This window comes from Pseudomonas sp. Tri1 (assembly GCF_017968885.1).
Lineage (GTDB): Bacteria > Pseudomonadota > Gammaproteobacteria > Pseudomonadales > Pseudomonadaceae > Aquipseudomonas.
The window spans coordinates 2,521,048-2,537,363 of record NZ_CP072913.1; the positions used below are offsets into that span (position 1 = coordinate 2,521,048).

Here is a 16,316-nt window from a genome sequence, read left to right on the forward strand (position 1 = left end):
ACATTGATGGCGACTGACACACCGCTTTCGCGAGCAAGCCCGCTCCCACATCAGATCTGTTGCGTGCTATCGACCGTATTCCATTGGGAGTTCATCGCGCCATGAGTTTCACTTCACTGCATTGGGGCGCGTACCGTCCGCAGGTCGTCGACGGAAAACTGGATGCGATGGTGCCTGTTGAATGGGACTCCGATCCGTCGCCCATCGGTGCTTCGATTCCCGGGGCCATTACTTCGCCGACGCGGATCATGCGGCCGGCGGTGCGCCGCAGTTACCTCGCCGAGCCCGGATCTCACCCCGAGCGGCGCGGTCAGGAACCCTTCGTCGAAGTGTCATGGGAAGTGGCGCTGGACTTGGTCGCCCGGGAGCTGAAACGGGTCAAGATCGAGCATGGCAACCAGGCGATTTTCGGCGGCAGCTACGGCTGGGGCAGTGCCGGACGCTTCCATCACGCCCAGAGTCAGCTGCATCGCTTCCTCAATCTGTTCGGCGGCTACGTGTTCAGCATGGACAGCTACAGCCTTGGCGCCGGGCGGGTGTTGATGCCGCATATCGTCGGCAACATGGATTGGTTGCTGGCCGCGCATACCTCATGGCAAAACCTGGCGCAGCATTGTGAGTTGTTTGTCGCTTTCGGTGGCCTGCCGGCGAAAAACGCCCAGACCAGCCCCGGCGGGGCCAGCGAGCATCTGTTGTCTCGAGCACTCGAAAAGATGTCCGAGGCCGGCGTGCAGTTCGTCAACGTCAGTCCCTTGCGCGAAGACCTGGTGGGGCCGACAAATAATCAATGGTTATCGGTGCGCCCCGGCAGCGATACGGCGCTGATGATGGCGTTGGCCTACGTGTTGGTCAGTGAAGGTTTACACAATGAGGACTTCGTCCGGCGCTATACGGTCGGCTATGAGCGGTTTCGCCAATACCTGCTCGGTCATGTCGATGGCCAACCCAAGGATCCGTTATGGGCGCAGACCCTGACAGACATCCCCGCGCCGCAAATCATCGACTTGGCGCGGCGCATGGCCCGCCAGCGCACCATGATCAACATTGCCTATTCCTTGCAGCGTGCGGTGCACGGCGAACAGCCGTTCTGGATGACGGTGACCCTGGCCGCGCTGCTTGGGCAGATCGGCCTGCCTGGCGGCGGATTCGGCCTTGGCTATGGCTGCATGAACAACACGGGCAGCGGTCGCAAAGCGTTTTCCGGGCCGCGCTTTTCCCAAGGGGTCAATCCGGTCAAAGACTTCATTCCGGTGGCGAGAGTGACCGACATGCTGCTCAATCCGGGAGCCCCGTTCGACTATAACGGTAAGCGGATGCATTACCCGGACATACGTCTGGTCTATTGGGCGGGGGGAAATATTTTCCACCATCATCAAGATCTAAACCGTCTGCTGGAGGCCTGGAAGCGACCGCAAACCCTCATCGTCCATGAGCAGTTCTGGACTGCCCAGGCCAAGTATTCGGATATCGTGCTACCGGCCACGACGGCCCTGGAGCGCAACAATATCGGCAGCTCCGCGTCGGACCGCTTCATGATCGCAATGCAGCAAGCGATCAAGCCGGTGGGCGAATCCCGGGACGACTATTGGATTCTGGCGCAAGTCGCCGAGCGTCTGGGATTCGGCGAGTCATTCACCGAGGGGCGTGACGCCGAGGCATGGCTGCGTTTTACCTATGACGAGTCCCGGGGCAGGGCGCAGGAGCAAGGGATTGAGTTGCCGGACTACGACACGTTCTGGCGAGATGGCCTGTTCGAAATTGCCTACCCCGACACCGATACGGTATTGCTCAAAGCCTTCCGCGAAGACCCCGAGGCCAATCCGCTGCCGACACCTTCGGGACGGATCGAAATCTTCTGCGAACGCATCGCGAGTTTTGGCTACGCCGATTGTCCCGGTCACCCGGTGTGGCTGGACAAGCCAGTGGCGCAGTACCCGTTGCAACTGCTGTCGAACCAGCCGAAAACCCGTCTGCACAGCCAATACGATCACGGCACCTACAGCCGCTCCTCGAAAATCCAGCAGCGTGAGCCCTTGACCCTCAACACGGCGGACGCGCACGCCCGGGGTATTGTCGATGGCGACGTGGTCAAGGTGTTCAACGAGCGTGGGGCTTTTCTGGCCGGGGCGATTGTCAGCGATGGAATCCGCCAGGGTGTCGTGCAGATCGCCACGGGTGCCTGGTTTGATCCGTTGGTGAACGGTGAGCGAAACAGCCTCGATAAACACGGCAACCCGAACATGATCACCGCTGATGTCGGCTCATCGAGTCTGTCCCAGGGCTGTTCGGCGCAAACCGCCTCGGTGGACATTGTGAAGTGGGATCAGGCGTTGCCGCCTGTAACGGCTTTCGAGCCACCGTCGATGACTTGACGGTTGTCGCTGTTGGGGATGTCGTCGAGCGTGTCAGGGCAGGATTGAGCCGCGTGTCATGAAACGAAGACCTAAACCTTACCCATGCTGATGAAAACACGTCGATCAGCAAGGACTGAGGTCAGGAGGAATGGACACCCGAAGAGGGTCAGGTAGGCGCCATTCAGGTATTGATCTCTTTTTTCGTTCTCGCGAAACGCACCAGCGTTGTTAGTTCATGGATTTCTGAACTAACTATTTGCTACAGCCTATTCAATCATTTGTCACGATGGCCTTAGGATCCTCCACACGGGACCGACGCCATCAGAGCAGCAGCCCGCAGCGGCCCCTTTTCGACTGCCCAGCAACGCCACCAGCCCAATCCGCCAGTGGCCCGACGCAGTCGAGAGGAATGCATGAAGCTAGAGATTTTCCGTACCTTATGGGGCTATACCGCCAGCCATGCATCCGCCCTGGATGAATTGCTTGCCGCCGGTTTCGATGGGATCGAAGCACGCCTGCCACTGCAGGCCAATGCGCGTGGCGAGTTCGGCGCTTTCCTGCGCAGCAATCACGTCCCCTACATCTGCACCCTGTTTAGTGCCTACGATGTCTTGCCTGATCAGCGCGCCACGCCTGCCCAGCACTTGCTCGACATCGATCGCAAGCTCGGCTGGGCCACGGAGCTGACACCCCGTTTCGTCAATCTGCTCGCAGGCAATGATCGCTGGCCTCTGGCGCAACAGGTCGAGTTCTTCGGTCAGGCCCTGGAACTGGCCGCCAGGCATGGGCTGTTCTGCAGTTTCGAGACTCACCGCGCCCGCTCCCTGTACAGCCCTTGGGTGACTCTGGAACTGATTCGCCAACTGCCGGAACTGCGTTTCACCAGTGACATCAGCCATTGGGTGGTGTGCTGTGAGCGGTTACTGGACGACCCGGCCGACGATCTGTCGTCCTTCGTCGAGCGCGTTCACCACATTCAAGCTCGGGTCGGTTATGACCAGGGCCCGCAAGTTCCCCATCCCGCCGCCCCGGAATATGCCCGTGAACTGGTGTTTCACCAGCGCCACTGGGAGGCGGTCTGGGCTTCTCAAATTCAGCGTGGCTATGCAGTCAGCACCCTGACCCCGGAGTTCGGTGCCGACGGGTACCTGCATCACTTGCCCTTTACCAACATGCCGGTGGCTGATCTCTGGACCTTGAACCAGTGGATGGCGCGAACCGAGCGCGAACACTTCAACCGTTTTACCTGTGAAGGAGCCCGCCATGAATAAGACTTCGCTGACCCAGGCCAACTTCAATAGCATTCCGGTGGTGAACATCGCCGGCCTCTTCAGTATCGAACTGGAGCATCGCCTCGCCGTGGCCGAGCAACTGGGGCGTGCCGCCAGCGATGTGGGGTTTCTGTACATCACCGGGCACGGCATTGATCCGGCACTGATCGAGGGCCTGCGCCAGGCGAGCAAGGATTATTTCGCGCAGCCCCTGGAGACCAAGATGCGCCATTACATTGGTGCCTCGGAAAGCCATAAGGGCTTCGTGCCCGAAGGTGAGGAGGTGTACTCCAAGGGCAAGCCGGACCACAAAGAGGCCTTCGACATCGGTTTCGAAGTGCCGGTGGACGATCCGTTATTCCTGAGTCGAACGCCGCTGCTGGGCCCGAACCACTGGCCCGACGTGCCGGGTTTTCAGGTTGCGGTACAAAATTACTATCAGGCCGTGTTTGCCCTGGGCCGCCGATTGTTCGATGGCTTCGCCCTGGCCCTGGGCCTGGAAGAGGGCTACTTCGACGCACTGGTCACCCGTCCGCCTTCCAAGCTGCGGCTGATCCATTACCCCTTCGACGCCACTGCCGTGGATGCTCCAGGCATCGGCGCGCATACCGACTACGAGTGCTTCACCATCCTGCATGCCGATCAGCCGGGGTTGGAGGTGCTGAACGACCAGGATCAGTGGATCGATGCACCGCCAATGCCCGGTGCGTTTGTGGTGAACATCGGCGACATGCTGGAAGTCATGACCGCCGGGACCTTTGTGGCCACCGCTCACCGAGTGCGCAAGGTGGCTCAGGAGCGCTATAGCTTCCCGCTGTTTTACGCCTGCGACTACCACACGCTGATCAAGCCGTTGCCGGCATTCATCAATGACGCTCAGGTCTATGAGGCGCTGACGATTGGTGAACACATGTGGAGTCAAGCCCTGCAGACCTATCAGTACCTGCGCAAACGCGTCGAGAACGGTGAGCTTGAACTGCCGTCCCGAGCCCGCAAGCCATCGAGCTTCGGTCGCCTGAAAAACACTGCCTCTCATTCCTAAAAAAACCAACGGAGCTTCCCATCATGAAAACCCCCTACGCCTTGACCCGACTGAGTCTGCTCGCCGCTGGTCTGTTCTGTGCCAGTGCCGCCTTCGCCAGCACCGCGACCCCGGGTGTACTGAAGGTTGGTATGGAAATCACCTACCCGCCGTTCGAGTCCTATGACGCCAACAAGAACGTGGTCGGCTCCGACCCGGAGTTGGCCCATTCCCTGGCCAAGGCAATGGGCGTCAAGGCCAACTTCGTTGACACCAAGTTTCCCAATCTGCTCAACGGCCTCAACGCCGGGCATTACGACGCAATCATCTCCGGCATGTACATCACCCCGGAGCGCCAGGCCCAGGCCCGGACCATTGCTTATGCCAACACCGGCGCGGCAATCATGGTGCCCAAGGGCAGTGAGTTGAACCCGCAGGTTCCCGAAGACCTGTGTGGCCTGAAAATCGGGCTGGAGCAGGGCACCACCTGGGTCGGCAAGTTCCGTCAGTTGTCCAGCGACTACTGCGTCCCGAACAACAAGGGCGCCATCACCGTCAGTGAGTTTCCCTCGGCACCCGAGGTGACGCAGGCGCTGCTGTCAAAGAACATCCAGGCTCAAGTGGAAATTGCCGGTGCCGCGCACATGATCGCTCAGCGTACCAACGGCCGTGTGATCGTCAGCTCGCAGAAGTTGGTTTACCCGCAAACCTTGGGCATCTACGTCAAGAAAGACGCCGACGCGACCTATCAGGCGCTGGTCAAGGCGTTGGCTGAGAGCAAGGCCAACGGCGAGTACGCCGCCATTCTCAAGGCGTATGACCTGGAACCGGTCTCTGAGTAATGCCTGAAACCGCGCCCTCGATCGGGGGCGCGGCTTGCGCGAGGTGTCTATGCAATTCGATTGGGATTACTTTTTTTCGCTGTTCGCCCTGGCTGACTTCTGGGCGGCGAGCCTGACCGTCATCGAACTGAGCACCCTGGCCTGGTTCCTGGGCATGCTGCTGGGTTTTGTCCTGGCATCGGCCAAACTGTCGAGCGTGCGCTGGCTGCGCATACCCGCATCACTCTACATCTGGTTCTTTCGCAGCATTCCGCTGCTGGTGCTGGTGGTCTTCGTCTACAACCTGCCGCAGTTGCTGCCCGGTGCCGGGCCGGTGCTGTCGGTGCCATTTTATTCCGGTCTGTTGGCGCTGGTGGTCACTGAGGCCGCCTACATGGCAGAAATTCATCGTGGCGGGCTGATTTCGATCGCCAAGGGCCAGAAGGAAGCGGGCCGTGCCCTGGGACTCGGGCTGCTTGGCGTGCAACGGCTGATCGTCATTCCTCAGGCGTTTCGTATCTCATTGCCGACGTTGATTAACGAATACATCACGGTGGTCAAACTGACCTCGTTGATCTCGGTGATTTCACTGACCGAATTGCTGACTGTCGGCCAGCGTCTGTATGCCCAGAACTTCCTGGTCATGGAGACCCTGGCGGCGGTGGGCCTGTACTACGTGCTGATCGTGACAGTGTTTGGCTTCGCCTTGCAGCGTCTGGAACGTTACCTGGACCTGAACCTGCGTACACCGCAAACCCTGGAGAATGCCTCGACACAAGTGCTGCGTGACAGTCTGGCACCTAGGGTACCGAGCAAGGTCAGCCTCCCAGCCAAAGGTGCGGCCCCGGCCCTGCACCTGCAGGGCGTGCACAAACGCTACGGCGATCATCATGTGCTCAAAGGTATCGACCTGAAGGTGCAAAGCGGCCAGGTGATTTCCATCATCGGCCCGTCCGGCTCCGGCAAGACCTCGTTGATCCGCACCATTAATGGCCTGGAACGCATCGATCAGGGTGAAATCCTGTTGTTCGGGGAGGGCTTCATTAATGCCGAGGACAAACCGGATGGCTTTCGGGTTCGTCAGGGCGTGCAGCGCATCGGCATGGTGTTCCAGAGCTTCAACCTGTTCCCGCACCGGACACTGTTGGACAACATCAGCCTCGCCCCTCGTTACCATGGCGTCAGCCGCGCACTGAGTGAGCAGCGGGCCTGCCAGCTGCTCGACAAGGTCGGCCTGCTGGCCCACGTTCACAAATATCCGCATCAACTGTCTGGCGGCCAGCAACAACGTGTGGCGATCGCCCGGGCCATGGCCATGGACCCGGACATCCTGCTGTTTGACGAACCGACCTCGGCGCTGGACCCGGAACTGGTCGGCGAGGTGCTTACGGTGATCGCCGACCTGGCTCGCGAAGGCATGACCCTGCTGATTGTCACTCACGAAATGGAATTTGCCCTGTCGATCTCTGACCGGGTGATTTTCATGGAAAACGGCAACGTGCAGCTGGATGCCTCGCCACAGGCGATCCGCGAAGGGCATGGCGCCCAACGGGTGCGACGGTTTATCGGGTTGGAAGAATCAGAGGAGGAGCGTTGCCTGTTGATGGGCTGAATCGAGCGTGTTTGGTCGCACGATCCGCGTTATCGTGGTCACATCGCTCTCGGGCCAAGGCGTGCCCGCGCGATCGAACATTTCACCCTCGAAACCCTGGCAAAACAGGTCGATGGACTCGCCCATTCTCTGGGCACAAGTTAGCTGTGTCCGTACAGGTTTGGAGGCCGTTGCTTTCGGTGGTCCTAGCGCTGAAACCGGTGTAAGCCTATTTCAGAACTAGACACTTTCAATTCAGACTGGCGTTTGGCCTCGTCCGCGGGACAGCATTACTCGGTTTTCGCCGCCATCAAAGCGTTCAATTCGCCGTATGTGTGGGCTTTCAAGGCGTGGGTGTCGAGTTGGCCGTTGTCCAAGAAACTGCGGACCAATGCTCCCATGGCGCCGTGCAGAAATTCGGCGATGCTGGAGCCCGCACTGAGTCGTCTGACGCCCAGACGCTTCAATTCGTCGGGGGAGGGCAGTCCGTCCCGGGACAGCAGGTTGACGGGCAGTTTGGTGTCCCGGCAGATGGTGGCAATTTCGTTCGAATCGACCACGCCAGCGGCAAACAGACCGTCCGCCCCGCCGCTGGCATACAGTGCGCTGCGCTTGAGGAGTTCCTCCAGGCGTTGTTCGGCAGGGAACAGGTTTTTCAGGTAGACGTCGGTCCGTACGTTGATGAACAGCTTGACGCCCGCCTGGTTCGCCACCTTTCTCGCGACGTCGATCTTGCGGACAAGCAGCTCTGGAGAGCCCAGGCCGTCTTCGATGTTGATCCCGACCGCCCCTGCGGCGATGACGGCGTCAATCACTTGGCCGACCCGCTCCAGGTCATCCGAATAGCCGCCTTCGATATCCACCGTGAGCGGTACGCTGAGCACCCGTACCATCGACTTGACGGTGGTACTCAGCAGGTCGAGAGGCAGCTTGTTGCCATCCTGATAACCATGCGACCAGGCCATGGCCGCGCTGCTGGTCGCTACGGCCTTGCCGCCCAAGCGTTCGACGATGCGCGCACCGCCCGCATCGGCCACATTGGCCAAGACCAGTAGTCCATTCTGATGCAGGCTGTGAAAAGCGTTGTCCAGGGTGGGCATGACAATTCAACTCCTTTGAACGTTATGTTTTTAATGGCCGCGATCAGGCCCTCGGTACTCGACGCGATGCAAAAGATCGCGAGGTTGCTGGAACCCGTTGTTCGGAGTGTGAGGCAGGCCTGCCCGCAAGGCATGGATCTGGCTTATGACAGTTTATGGAATATCTTCCTGTCCGGTGATGTGGGCAGGGCTTGGGACAAGTTCCTTCCCGGTTTGGGACGCGATCAGCTGTCATCTTGCCTGGACGGGTTGGTTAAAGCGAGTAGGTCGACGCTCTGGCTAAAGTGCTTGAGAGCAAACTGGCGGGATGGAGGCGAGCGATTCCTGATGTTCTGACTGCGGGTTTTGAGGATAGCGTGCGCGTGAGCCGAGCCTGATCGTTACGTGGGGCAAGAAGCTTCGCTCCAGCACCCAGGTTCTGGGAATAGCGATAGCACTCGTCCGATTCAGAGGTGCTAGTGGTCTTGGCCCGCGAGGCGAGGCGTTCGACCGTATCGAGCCCAGATGCGCCGGCGATGAAAGCTGCCGGCTTTTTTGGGGTCAGAGGTTGATCGGGTACTGGGTGATGAACCTGACGTCGTCGACGTCGCCACTGAACGAGTTGCGATAGGTGGCCTGGCGCAGCCGGAACGACAGGTCTTTCAACGGGCCGCTCTGGATCACGTAAGACGCCTCCAGGTCACGTTCCCATTCGGTTTGATTACGCGCACCGTTAGCCAGGCTGATGTTATCGCCGCTGATGTAGCGGGCGAAGACGTCCAGCCCCGGCACGCCGAACGTAGCGAAGTTGAAGTCATAACGGGCTTGCCACGAGCGTTCGTCTTCACGGGTGAACTCGGCGTACTGCACGTAGTTGGCCATGTAGTCGGTATTGCCGCCGTCGGTATAAAACACGTAGCCGTTCTTGCCGGTAATGGCTTGATAAGCCAGTGTCACTTTATGCGAGCCATAAGCGTAAGCGCCCTTGATGCTGAACGAGTTACTGTCGATATCGCCGCCATTCTCCGCGCCGGTACTCTTCTGGTTATAGAAGCGGAAGTCGGTGGAGAACGTCTGTTTGCTATCAATCGGTTTGACCCAACTGAGGCCCGCGTACTTTTTCTTCCACAGATCTTCGACATCCGAAGCATAAAGTGCGCCGGTGAGGTGGGGGGTGAAGTTGTAGGTGGCGCCCACCACATCGGCCTTGGTCATGCCGTTGGCGTTGTGGGAACTCTGGCTATAAGCGCTCAGGGACGTCAGGTGCGCCACATCGATTCGCAGATTGTCGATTTCCTTGCTGCTCAAGTAGAAACCTTCGGTGGTTTCTGGCAGCAGGCGGCTGTCACCGGTGGAGTAAACCGGCAAGTTGAGGATTTGCTGACCATATTTGAGCACGGTCTTTGAAATCTTGATTTTTACCGCACCTGCGGCCCGTGAATAATCATCTGCCGCGTGGTCGACACCGGCCACATGGTTGCCGCTGCTGGGCAAGAGCCCGCTGCCAATGCGGTCAGAACTGCTGTCGAGCTTCAAGCCGTAAAGGCCGATTGCATCAACGCCAAAGCCAACGGTTCCGGGGGTGAAACCCGAGGTGAAGGTGCCGATGAACCCCTGCGCCCACTCTTCGCGATAGCTCTGCGCGGAGGATGCGGCGTTGCGGAAATCGCGATTGAAGTAGAAGTTTCGCGCCACGATCTGCGTGGTGCTGTCTTTGAAAAACGGATTATCGAGAACTTCATCTGCCAACGCCGCGCTCGAAACAGCCGCGCACAGCGTGGCACTGCCAAACATAAAAGCTGACCGCATGGTTTAAACCCTTATCAAGAAGTAATCAGCAGATGGCGAAATAGAAGGTGTTGTTTTTATTGTTGGCGTCCGTGCCTTTTATTTATGCATTCAGGGTTATTCGGCAACCTCACAAATGCTGAGGATGGCCAGGATGTAAACGCGCACCATGTCCAGGTAATCGGTTTTATGGACCCGCTCGTCCGGCATGGTATTGAACTTGCCGCCAGGGCCGCAGACCACGCCTTGCATGCCCAGACGCTGATAGAAATGCGCCGCGTCGGTGCCGAAATAAGCGGGCGGGGTGATGATGCCGGTGGGTTGCGGCTCCCCACGCACTTGCCGATAGGCCTCGTTGACCGCCTTGACGATCAGCGAGTCGTGGGACACTTCGAACGGCGGCATCAACGGCTGGTTGTGACTGTCATTGATCAGCGTCGCCTGCAGACCGGGGAATTGCTCGCAGAGCCGGTCCAGCAAACGCTGCAAGTCAGCCAGTACCGACTCGACGGTCTGGCCCGGGGTGTAGCGGGCCGAACCACGCAGACGCAAGAAGTCAGCGACTTGTGGCGGACGCCATTCCTCGAGGTCACGGCCCAGCGCGCCACGCACCACACCGATGTGCCCTCGATTGACTTTCTCATGCTCGGGCGAACGGGCGCCGCTGAAGGTGATGCCGTTGATCTGCGGGATCAACTGCACAGCGGCGGTAATCACGTCCACGGCTTCTTCACGCTTGGACAGGTGGCGAGTGTCGCCGGTCAGTTCGATGACAAACATCAGCGAGCCAACATGTAGCGTCACAGCCTGCAGATCGGTCGGCTCGGAGTTGATGAAGTAATCAGCTTTCACACCTTGTTCGATGGCGGCAATGGTACCGATGCCACCCTGCAGTTCGCCCACCACGTAAGTGAGGATCACATCGCCTTTGAGCTTGATGCCCGCATCGATCAAGGTTTTCAGTGCGCAGAAATAAGCCGCATCGCCAGCCTTCATGTTGGACACGCCGATGCCGTAGATGAACTCGTCATCAATCTTTCCGGCCCAAGGGTCGACCGTCCAGCCTTCCGTTGCCGGGTTGGTGTCCAGATGGCCGTTGAACAACAGGCTATGGCCGCCACCTTGACCTTTGAGAGTGCCGATGGCATTCAGACGCTCGCCGGGAACCGGCATCAACTGCGCGTCCAGACCCAGTTCCTGCATCTGACCGGCCATGTATTCGGCGAGTTTGCGTTCTTCAGGAGTAGCGCTGTAGCTCTTGTGCTGCACCATACGCGCGAGAAAATCCAGGCAGTACGCCTCGTCAATGCGGTCGAGTAGCGCTTCAGGCGTCATCAAGGGGCTCCAGTTCATTCAAAGGTTGCGGCACTGCATCGAGCAGGGCGCGGGTATAGGGGTGACGGGCCTGGGCCGCCATGTCCACGGCCGGTAGAATTTCCAGCAGGTCGCCGCGGTACATCACGGCGATACGGTGGGCGATTTGCCGGATCAGATTGAGGTCATGGGTGATGAACAGGTACGCAGTGCCGTGCTGGCGCCGCAGTTCCAGCAACAGTTCAATCACCGTGGCCTGCACTGAAACGTCCAGCGCGGCGGTGATCTCGTCGCAAATCACCAGTTCCGGGCGAGCGGCGAAAGCCCGGGCAATGGCGACACGCTGCTTTTGCCCACCGGACAGTTCATGGGGATAGCGGCTGGCGAAGTCTTCGGGCAGGCGTACTTCCCGAAGCAGGCGGGCGATGGCCGCAGGTTCGCTTTCGCCTTCCGTCAGGCCGTACAGGCGCAGCGGTCGCGAAAGAATCTGGCCGATGGTTTGCCGTGGGTTAAGTGATGCATCCGGGTGCTGAAAGATGATCTGCACCTTGCGCCGGTAGTCGCGGTCCATTTGCGCCGGGCCCTGGATCGGGTGGCCGTCGAAATACACCGCGCCGGTGAACGGCGTCAGACCGGTGAGCGCCTTGGCCAAGGTCGATTTGCCCGAGCCGGATTCGCCAATGATGCCGAGGATCTCGCTACGCGCCATGCTCAGATTCATGTCGCGGGTGCCCATGGACGGCACAGACTTGCGGCGCAGCAAACTGTCGAGCATCCCGGGGCGGCCGTAGCGCACATTGAGGTCGCTGACTTGCAGCAGCGGCGCGCCGACGGCTCTTTCTTCATTCAGCAAACGCTTGTCGGCAGCAGGTACCGCGGCCACCAGACGCTGGGTGTAGACATCGCTCGGCGCACTGAAAATACGCCCGCCCCGGGCCTGCTCGACGATGCGTCCCTGATTGAGCACGCACACCCGGTCCGCGACCCGCGAAACCAATGCCAGGTCATGGGAGATATACAGGGAGGCAACCCCGGTCTCTTCGCGCAGGCGTCGGAACAATTGCAGAATCTGCGCCGAGCTGATGACGTCGAGAGCGGTCGTGGGCTCATCAAAAATCAGGCATTGCGGTCGGCAAGCAAAGGCGGTGGCAATCAACACCCGCTGTTTTTCACCGCCAGAGGCTTCGTGGGGGAAGCGCTTCATCATGGCGGCAGGGTCTTTCAGGTCGACGTCGGCCAGCAATTGCTCGCCCAGCGCCCAGGCCTCGCGATAACCCAGAGCCCGGTGACGGGTCAGGACTTCGACGACTTGCTCACCCAGACTCAGCGTCGGGTTGAGCGACGCGCTGGGGTCCTGAAAAATCATGCCCAGGCGGCCACCACGCAGATTCTCCACCTGACGCGGGGGCATTTGCAGAAGGTTCTCGCCTTGTAGACGGATGCTGCCGCCCACCTCCCGGGCATTACTGGCCAGGTAACGCATGATCGCCCAGCCGAGGGTGGTCTTGCCCGAGCCGGATTCACCGACCAGGCCAACCACTTCACCGGCCGCGACGCTGAAATCGATGTTTTGCAGCACGTGCAGTGGGCCATTGGGCAACTGGTAGTCGAGGCTGTAATCAGCCACTTGCAAGACGGTACTCATGAGCGCTGCCCCTTTGGATTGAGGGCATCGCGCAAGCCATCGCCCAAGAGATTGAAACCGATCGCTACGATGGCAATGGCCAGCCCTGGCATGAGCATCATCCACGGCGCCTGGAAGAAATAGCGCCGCGCTTCGGCGACCATCAGGCCCCATTCAGGCTGCGGCGGCTGTGCACCTAGGCCGAGGAAACTGAGGGTCGCGAACAGCATGATGGCGAACGCCACACGGATGGTGGCTTCGACGATGATGGGCGCGACGATGTTGGGCAGCATTTCGCGCACCACGATGTAGGCAATGGATTCGCCCCGGGCAATGGCAGCATTGACATAGTCCTGGCGGCGGGCGGCGAGGGCGACACTGCGGGCAATCCGCGCCATGCCGGGCACGAAGGCAATGGTGATCGCCAGTACCGCATTGAAGTCGCTTCTGCCCAGCGTGCTGACGATCAACAAGGCAAACAGCAAGGTCGGGATCGACATCACTGCATCCAGGGTACGCATCAGCGCTTCATCGATGCGTCCGCCCAGATAGCCGCTGACCGTGCCCAGCAATGCGCCGATGAGCATCGCCATGGCAGTCGCAAACACGGATAACGAAATGGTCGCGCGCGCGCCGATCAGCACGCGACTGAGAATGTCGCGGCCCATCTGGTCGGTGCCCAGCCAGTGCACCAGACTCGGCGCCTTGTAGCGGGCAAGAATCGAAATGGCTTCCGGATCGAACGGTGCCAGGGCGGGCCCGGCAACCACCAATACCACGGCGAACAGCAGGATAAGACTGCCCAGCAAGCCCTGAGGCGTCGCCAGCAGCCGATAGAAAACATTACGCATATTGAATTCGCCGGTCGAGATAGGCATAGGTCAGGTCAGCCACGAAGTTGACCACGCAATAAGTGGCGGCAAGGATCAGCACGCCGCCCTGAATGGCCGGCAGATCGCGGGCGGCGACCGCCACCAGCAGTTCACGGCCAATGCCGGGGATGTTGAAAATCTCCTCGACCACGACAATGCCGCCCAGCAGATAGCCCACGTCCAGCGCGACAATGGTGATGGTCGGCAGCAAGCCGTTACGCAGCGCATGGCGCAGCAACACTCGGCGCCGCGTAAGGCCTTTGAGGCGTGCCGCCCGAATGTAATCGGTTTCCAGCACGTCGATCATTTCCGAGCGGACCATGCGCGAAACGTGGGCGACCATGATCATCGACACGGTCAGCGTCGGCAGAATCAAGTGGCGAATGCCTTCCCAGACGTTGTCGCCCAAGGGCACATATCCGGTCGCGGGCAGCCATTGCCAGACATCGGCAAAGAGCAGGATCAGCAGCGTGGCGGTGACGAACTCCGGCAACGACACCCCTATATAGGAGAGCACGCCGATGATCAGGTCCACGGGACGCCCTCGACGTACCGCCGCGATGATGCCCAATGGAATCGCCACAGCCAGCATCAGCAACAACGAGCAGCCCGCCAGCAGCAATGAGCGGCCGAGCGCGTCGACCAGAGAGCCGAGCACCGGTTGGCCATTGCGCATCGACATGCCCAGGTCACCCTGCAATACCGCCATCAGCCAGTGGCTGAATTGCAGCCACGCCGGTTGATCCAGCCCCAGCTTTGCCCGCAGGGCAGCCAGGGCTTCGGGTGTGGCGCTCTGGCCCAGCAGCGTCACCGCCGCATCAGCGGGTAGCAACTGGGTGATGGCAAAGACCAGCAGCGAAACGATCAGCAGGGTATAGACGACCAACAGCAAACGCTTGGTCAGATAAGCAGCAGTCACAGGTTTATCCTCGGTTCATCCACGCTTCGGCGCGCTGTCGTCCAGCCAGGCCTGATCCAGACGGAATACCGCGCCGCGCGGATGCAGGTGATAGCCCTGCACGTAGTTGCGCTGCGCTGCCAGGACGTCGAAGAAGGTCGGGATCAGTGATGGAACCTGCTCGTGCATCAGTTTTTGCGCAGTGGCGTATAGCGCCGCGCGCTTCACCGGGTCATCGGTGCCACGGGCAGCCGTCACCGCCGTGTCGAACTCGGCGTTGTTCCAGCGCGTTTCGTTCCAGGCGGCGTTCGACGTGTACAGCAGCGAGAACACCGCATCGGCGGAAGGCTGCATGTTGTAGAAACCGACGTAGAAATTGCCTTTCTTCCAGACCTGATCCAGATAAGTGCTGTTGGCCATGGTCGCCACGTTGATGTTGAAACCGGCAGGCTTGGCCATTTCACGCACCGCGATGCCCAGCTGGGTGCGGGTCGACGGCTTGTCCGAGGCCACCAGCGTGATGTCCAGACCATTGGGGTAACCGGCATCGGCCAATAGCTTTTTGGCCTGCTCGATGTTGGCTTCGCGCAGGGCGATATCGGCGTGGTAGCGATAGGCAGCATTGAGCGGTGTGTCGTTGCCGGGCGTGCCAAAACCTTCTGCGACAAAATCAACCAGCGCGGCGCGGTCCACGCAAAGCGACAGCGCCTGGCGAACACGGACATCGTTGAATGGCGGCTGATCACACGCCATGTTGATATTCAGAAATTGGCCGGAGGCAACGCGCAGGCCTTTGACGCCGCTGGCTTCATTGAGACGGCTGAACTCCGTGGCCTGCGCGGAAAGCATCAGGTCGATGTCACCGGACATCAGCGCCGAGCTTTCCGCGGACGGGTCGGGATAGACGCGGATTTCGACGCGGTCCAGATGGGGACGCTGCGGGTCGTAGAAGTGTTCGTTGCGGGCCACCACGACCATGCGTTCAGGCTCGAACGACACCAGTTTGAAAGGCCCGGTGCCGACTGCTTCACGGGACAGTCGGGCCAGATCGCCTTGCACGATGGCGGCCGGAACGATCTTGGCATCCGGGTAGGCCAGGCTGACTGGCAAGTCGGCGTAGGGAGCGCTGGTGGTCAGCTTGACGCGTAACTCATCCAGGGCTTCAACTGTCTGGATCGGGCCGATATTGCGCAGGCCGGGGGAGGCCGTCTTGGGATCGAGTATCGCTTGCAGGCTGGCGGCGACGTCCCGGGCTGTGCAAGCGCTGCCGTCGTGGAAACGCACGTTGCTGCGCAGCGTGAAGGTCCACTCGGTGAGGTTGTCGTTATGGGTCCAGGATTGTGCCAGGTCCGGTTCGGCCTGCATGTCCTGGCTCAAGCGCGTCAGCCCGTTGTAGAGCAACTCGCTGAGCAGGTATTCAGGATTGACCCTGGCCAGCAGCGGGTTGAGCATGCCGACCGCCTGGTCGACGCTGATGCGCAACGTGCCGCCCTTGCGAGCTGCCGCAGCCGCCCAGAGCGTGCCGGAAAACGGCAGCATCGCAGCGCCGGTGACAATAGCGGAGGTGGTCAGGAAACGACGGCGGTTAAGCCTGAAAACTGTAGTCATGGCGATACTTCACTGGTTAATGAGTGGACGTAGGGCAGCCAGATAAAAAAGCCGATGACCAGTCTTGGCGCCAGT

Annotated in this window: 12 protein-coding genes; 5 read left to right on the top strand and 7 right to left on the bottom strand. The window is 60.1% G+C overall.

Annotated features, from left to right (window positions below; genetic code table 11):
* The first annotated feature begins 101 nt into the window (after positions 1 to 101).
* From J9870_RS11230 to J9870_RS11250, 5 genes are all read left to right on the top strand, one after another.
* Positions 102 to 2,372 carry a molybdopterin guanine dinucleotide-containing S/N-oxide reductase gene (locus J9870_RS11230; RefSeq protein ID WP_210644030.1) on the top strand — a complete coding sequence of 757 codons (2,271 nt, stop codon included), beginning with the start codon at positions 102 to 104 and terminating at the stop codon, positions 2,370 to 2,372.
* Positions 2,373 to 2,767: 395 nt separating this feature from the next.
* Complete coding sequence (locus J9870_RS11235) at positions 2,768 to 3,625, top strand: TIM barrel protein (protein WP_210644032.1); 858 nt, start codon at positions 2,768 to 2,770, stop codon at positions 3,623 to 3,625.
* Positions 3,618 to 4,667 carry a 2-oxoglutarate and iron-dependent oxygenase domain-containing protein gene (locus tag J9870_RS11240; protein ID WP_134923798.1) on the top strand — a complete coding sequence of 350 codons (1,050 nt, stop codon included), beginning with the start codon at positions 3,618 to 3,620 and terminating at the stop codon, positions 4,665 to 4,667. The genes J9870_RS11235 and J9870_RS11240 overlap by 8 nt, the downstream gene beginning before the upstream one ends.
* 23 nt (positions 4,668 to 4,690) lie before the next feature.
* Positions 4,691 to 5,488 (top strand): transporter substrate-binding domain-containing protein, encoded by a 798-nt coding sequence (locus J9870_RS11245; protein ID WP_109755259.1) that lies wholly within the window; start codon positions 4,691 to 4,693, stop codon positions 5,486 to 5,488.
* A 49-nt stretch (positions 5,489 to 5,537) separates the two neighbouring features.
* A complete protein-coding gene (locus J9870_RS11250) occupies positions 5,538 to 7,079 on the top strand; it encodes an amino acid ABC transporter permease/ATP-binding protein (RefSeq protein ID WP_210644034.1) in 1,542 nt (513 codons plus the stop codon).
* Between the two features lie 269 nt (positions 7,080 to 7,348).
* Here the strand turns inward: J9870_RS11250 and J9870_RS11255 are convergent, their stop codons facing one another.
* The 7 genes from J9870_RS11255 to J9870_RS11285 form a co-directional block, all read right to left on the bottom strand.
* Complete coding sequence (locus J9870_RS11255; RefSeq protein WP_210644036.1) at positions 7,349 to 8,158, bottom strand: isocitrate lyase/phosphoenolpyruvate mutase family protein; 810 nt, start codon at positions 8,156 to 8,158, stop codon at positions 7,349 to 7,351.
* 540 nt (positions 8,159 to 8,698) lie between these two features.
* The gene (locus J9870_RS11260) at positions 8,699 to 9,946 is read right to left on the bottom strand and encodes an OprD family porin (RefSeq protein WP_246883103.1); all 1,248 of its coding nucleotides are present in this window, start codon (positions 9,944 to 9,946) and stop codon (positions 8,699 to 8,701) included.
* Positions 9,947 to 10,042: 96 nt separating this feature from the next.
* On the bottom strand, positions 10,043 to 11,260 hold the full coding sequence (locus J9870_RS11265) for a M20/M25/M40 family metallo-hydrolase (RefSeq protein ID WP_210644038.1): 1,218 nt from the start codon (positions 11,258 to 11,260) through the stop codon (positions 10,043 to 10,045).
* Positions 11,250 to 12,884 carry an ABC transporter ATP-binding protein gene (locus J9870_RS11270; RefSeq protein ID WP_210644040.1) on the bottom strand — a complete coding sequence of 545 codons (1,635 nt, stop codon included), beginning with the start codon at positions 12,882 to 12,884 and terminating at the stop codon, positions 11,250 to 11,252. Before J9870_RS11270 ends, J9870_RS11265 begins: the two co-directional genes overlap by 11 nt.
* Positions 12,881 to 13,714 (bottom strand): ABC transporter permease, encoded by an 834-nt coding sequence (locus tag J9870_RS11275; protein ID WP_210644042.1) that lies wholly within the window; start codon positions 13,712 to 13,714, stop codon positions 12,881 to 12,883. The genes J9870_RS11270 and J9870_RS11275 overlap by 4 nt, the downstream gene beginning before the upstream one ends.
* Positions 13,707 to 14,654: an ABC transporter permease gene (locus tag J9870_RS11280; RefSeq protein ID WP_210644044.1), complete on the bottom strand. Its 948-nt coding sequence runs from the start codon at positions 14,652 to 14,654 to the stop codon at positions 13,707 to 13,709. Before J9870_RS11280 ends, J9870_RS11275 begins: the two co-directional genes overlap by 8 nt.
* A 15-nt stretch (positions 14,655 to 14,669) precedes the next feature.
* Positions 14,670 to 16,241: an ABC transporter substrate-binding protein gene (locus J9870_RS11285; protein ID WP_210644046.1), complete on the bottom strand. Its 1,572-nt coding sequence runs from the start codon at positions 16,239 to 16,241 to the stop codon at positions 14,670 to 14,672.
* Positions 16,242 to 16,316: the final 75 nt, after the last annotated feature.

Bases quoted from the DNA above. Each gene is read 5' to 3' on its own strand.
- J9870_RS11250 (WP_210644034.1), top strand. From the start codon at position 5,538: ATGCAATTCGATTGGGATTACTTTTTTTCGCTGTTCGCCCTGGCTGAC.
- J9870_RS11260 (WP_246883103.1), bottom strand. From the start codon at position 9,946: ATGCGGTCAGCTTTTATGTTTGGCAGTGCCACGCTGTGCGCGGCTGTT.
- J9870_RS11255 (WP_210644036.1), bottom strand. From the start codon at position 8,158: ATGCCCACCCTGGACAACGCTTTTCACAGCCTGCATCAGAATGGACTA.
- J9870_RS11285 (WP_210644046.1), bottom strand. From the start codon at position 16,241: ATGACTACAGTTTTCAGGCTTAACCGCCGTCGTTTCCTGACCACCTCC.
- J9870_RS11235 (WP_210644032.1), top strand. From the start codon at position 2,768: ATGAAGCTAGAGATTTTCCGTACCTTATGGGGCTATACCGCCAGCCAT.
- J9870_RS11275 (WP_210644042.1), bottom strand. From the start codon at position 13,714: ATGCGTAATGTTTTCTATCGGCTGCTGGCGACGCCTCAGGGCTTGCTG.
- J9870_RS11230 (WP_210644030.1), top strand. From the start codon at position 102: ATGAGTTTCACTTCACTGCATTGGGGCGCGTACCGTCCGCAGGTCGTC.
- J9870_RS11265 (WP_210644038.1), bottom strand. From the start codon at position 11,260: ATGACGCCTGAAGCGCTACTCGACCGCATTGACGAGGCGTACTGCCTG.
- J9870_RS11270 (WP_210644040.1), bottom strand. From the start codon at position 12,884: ATGAGTACCGTCTTGCAAGTGGCTGATTACAGCCTCGACTACCAGTTG.
- J9870_RS11240 (WP_134923798.1), top strand. From the start codon at position 3,618: ATGAATAAGACTTCGCTGACCCAGGCCAACTTCAATAGCATTCCGGTG.
- J9870_RS11245 (WP_109755259.1), top strand. From the start codon at position 4,691: ATGAAAACCCCCTACGCCTTGACCCGACTGAGTCTGCTCGCCGCTGGT.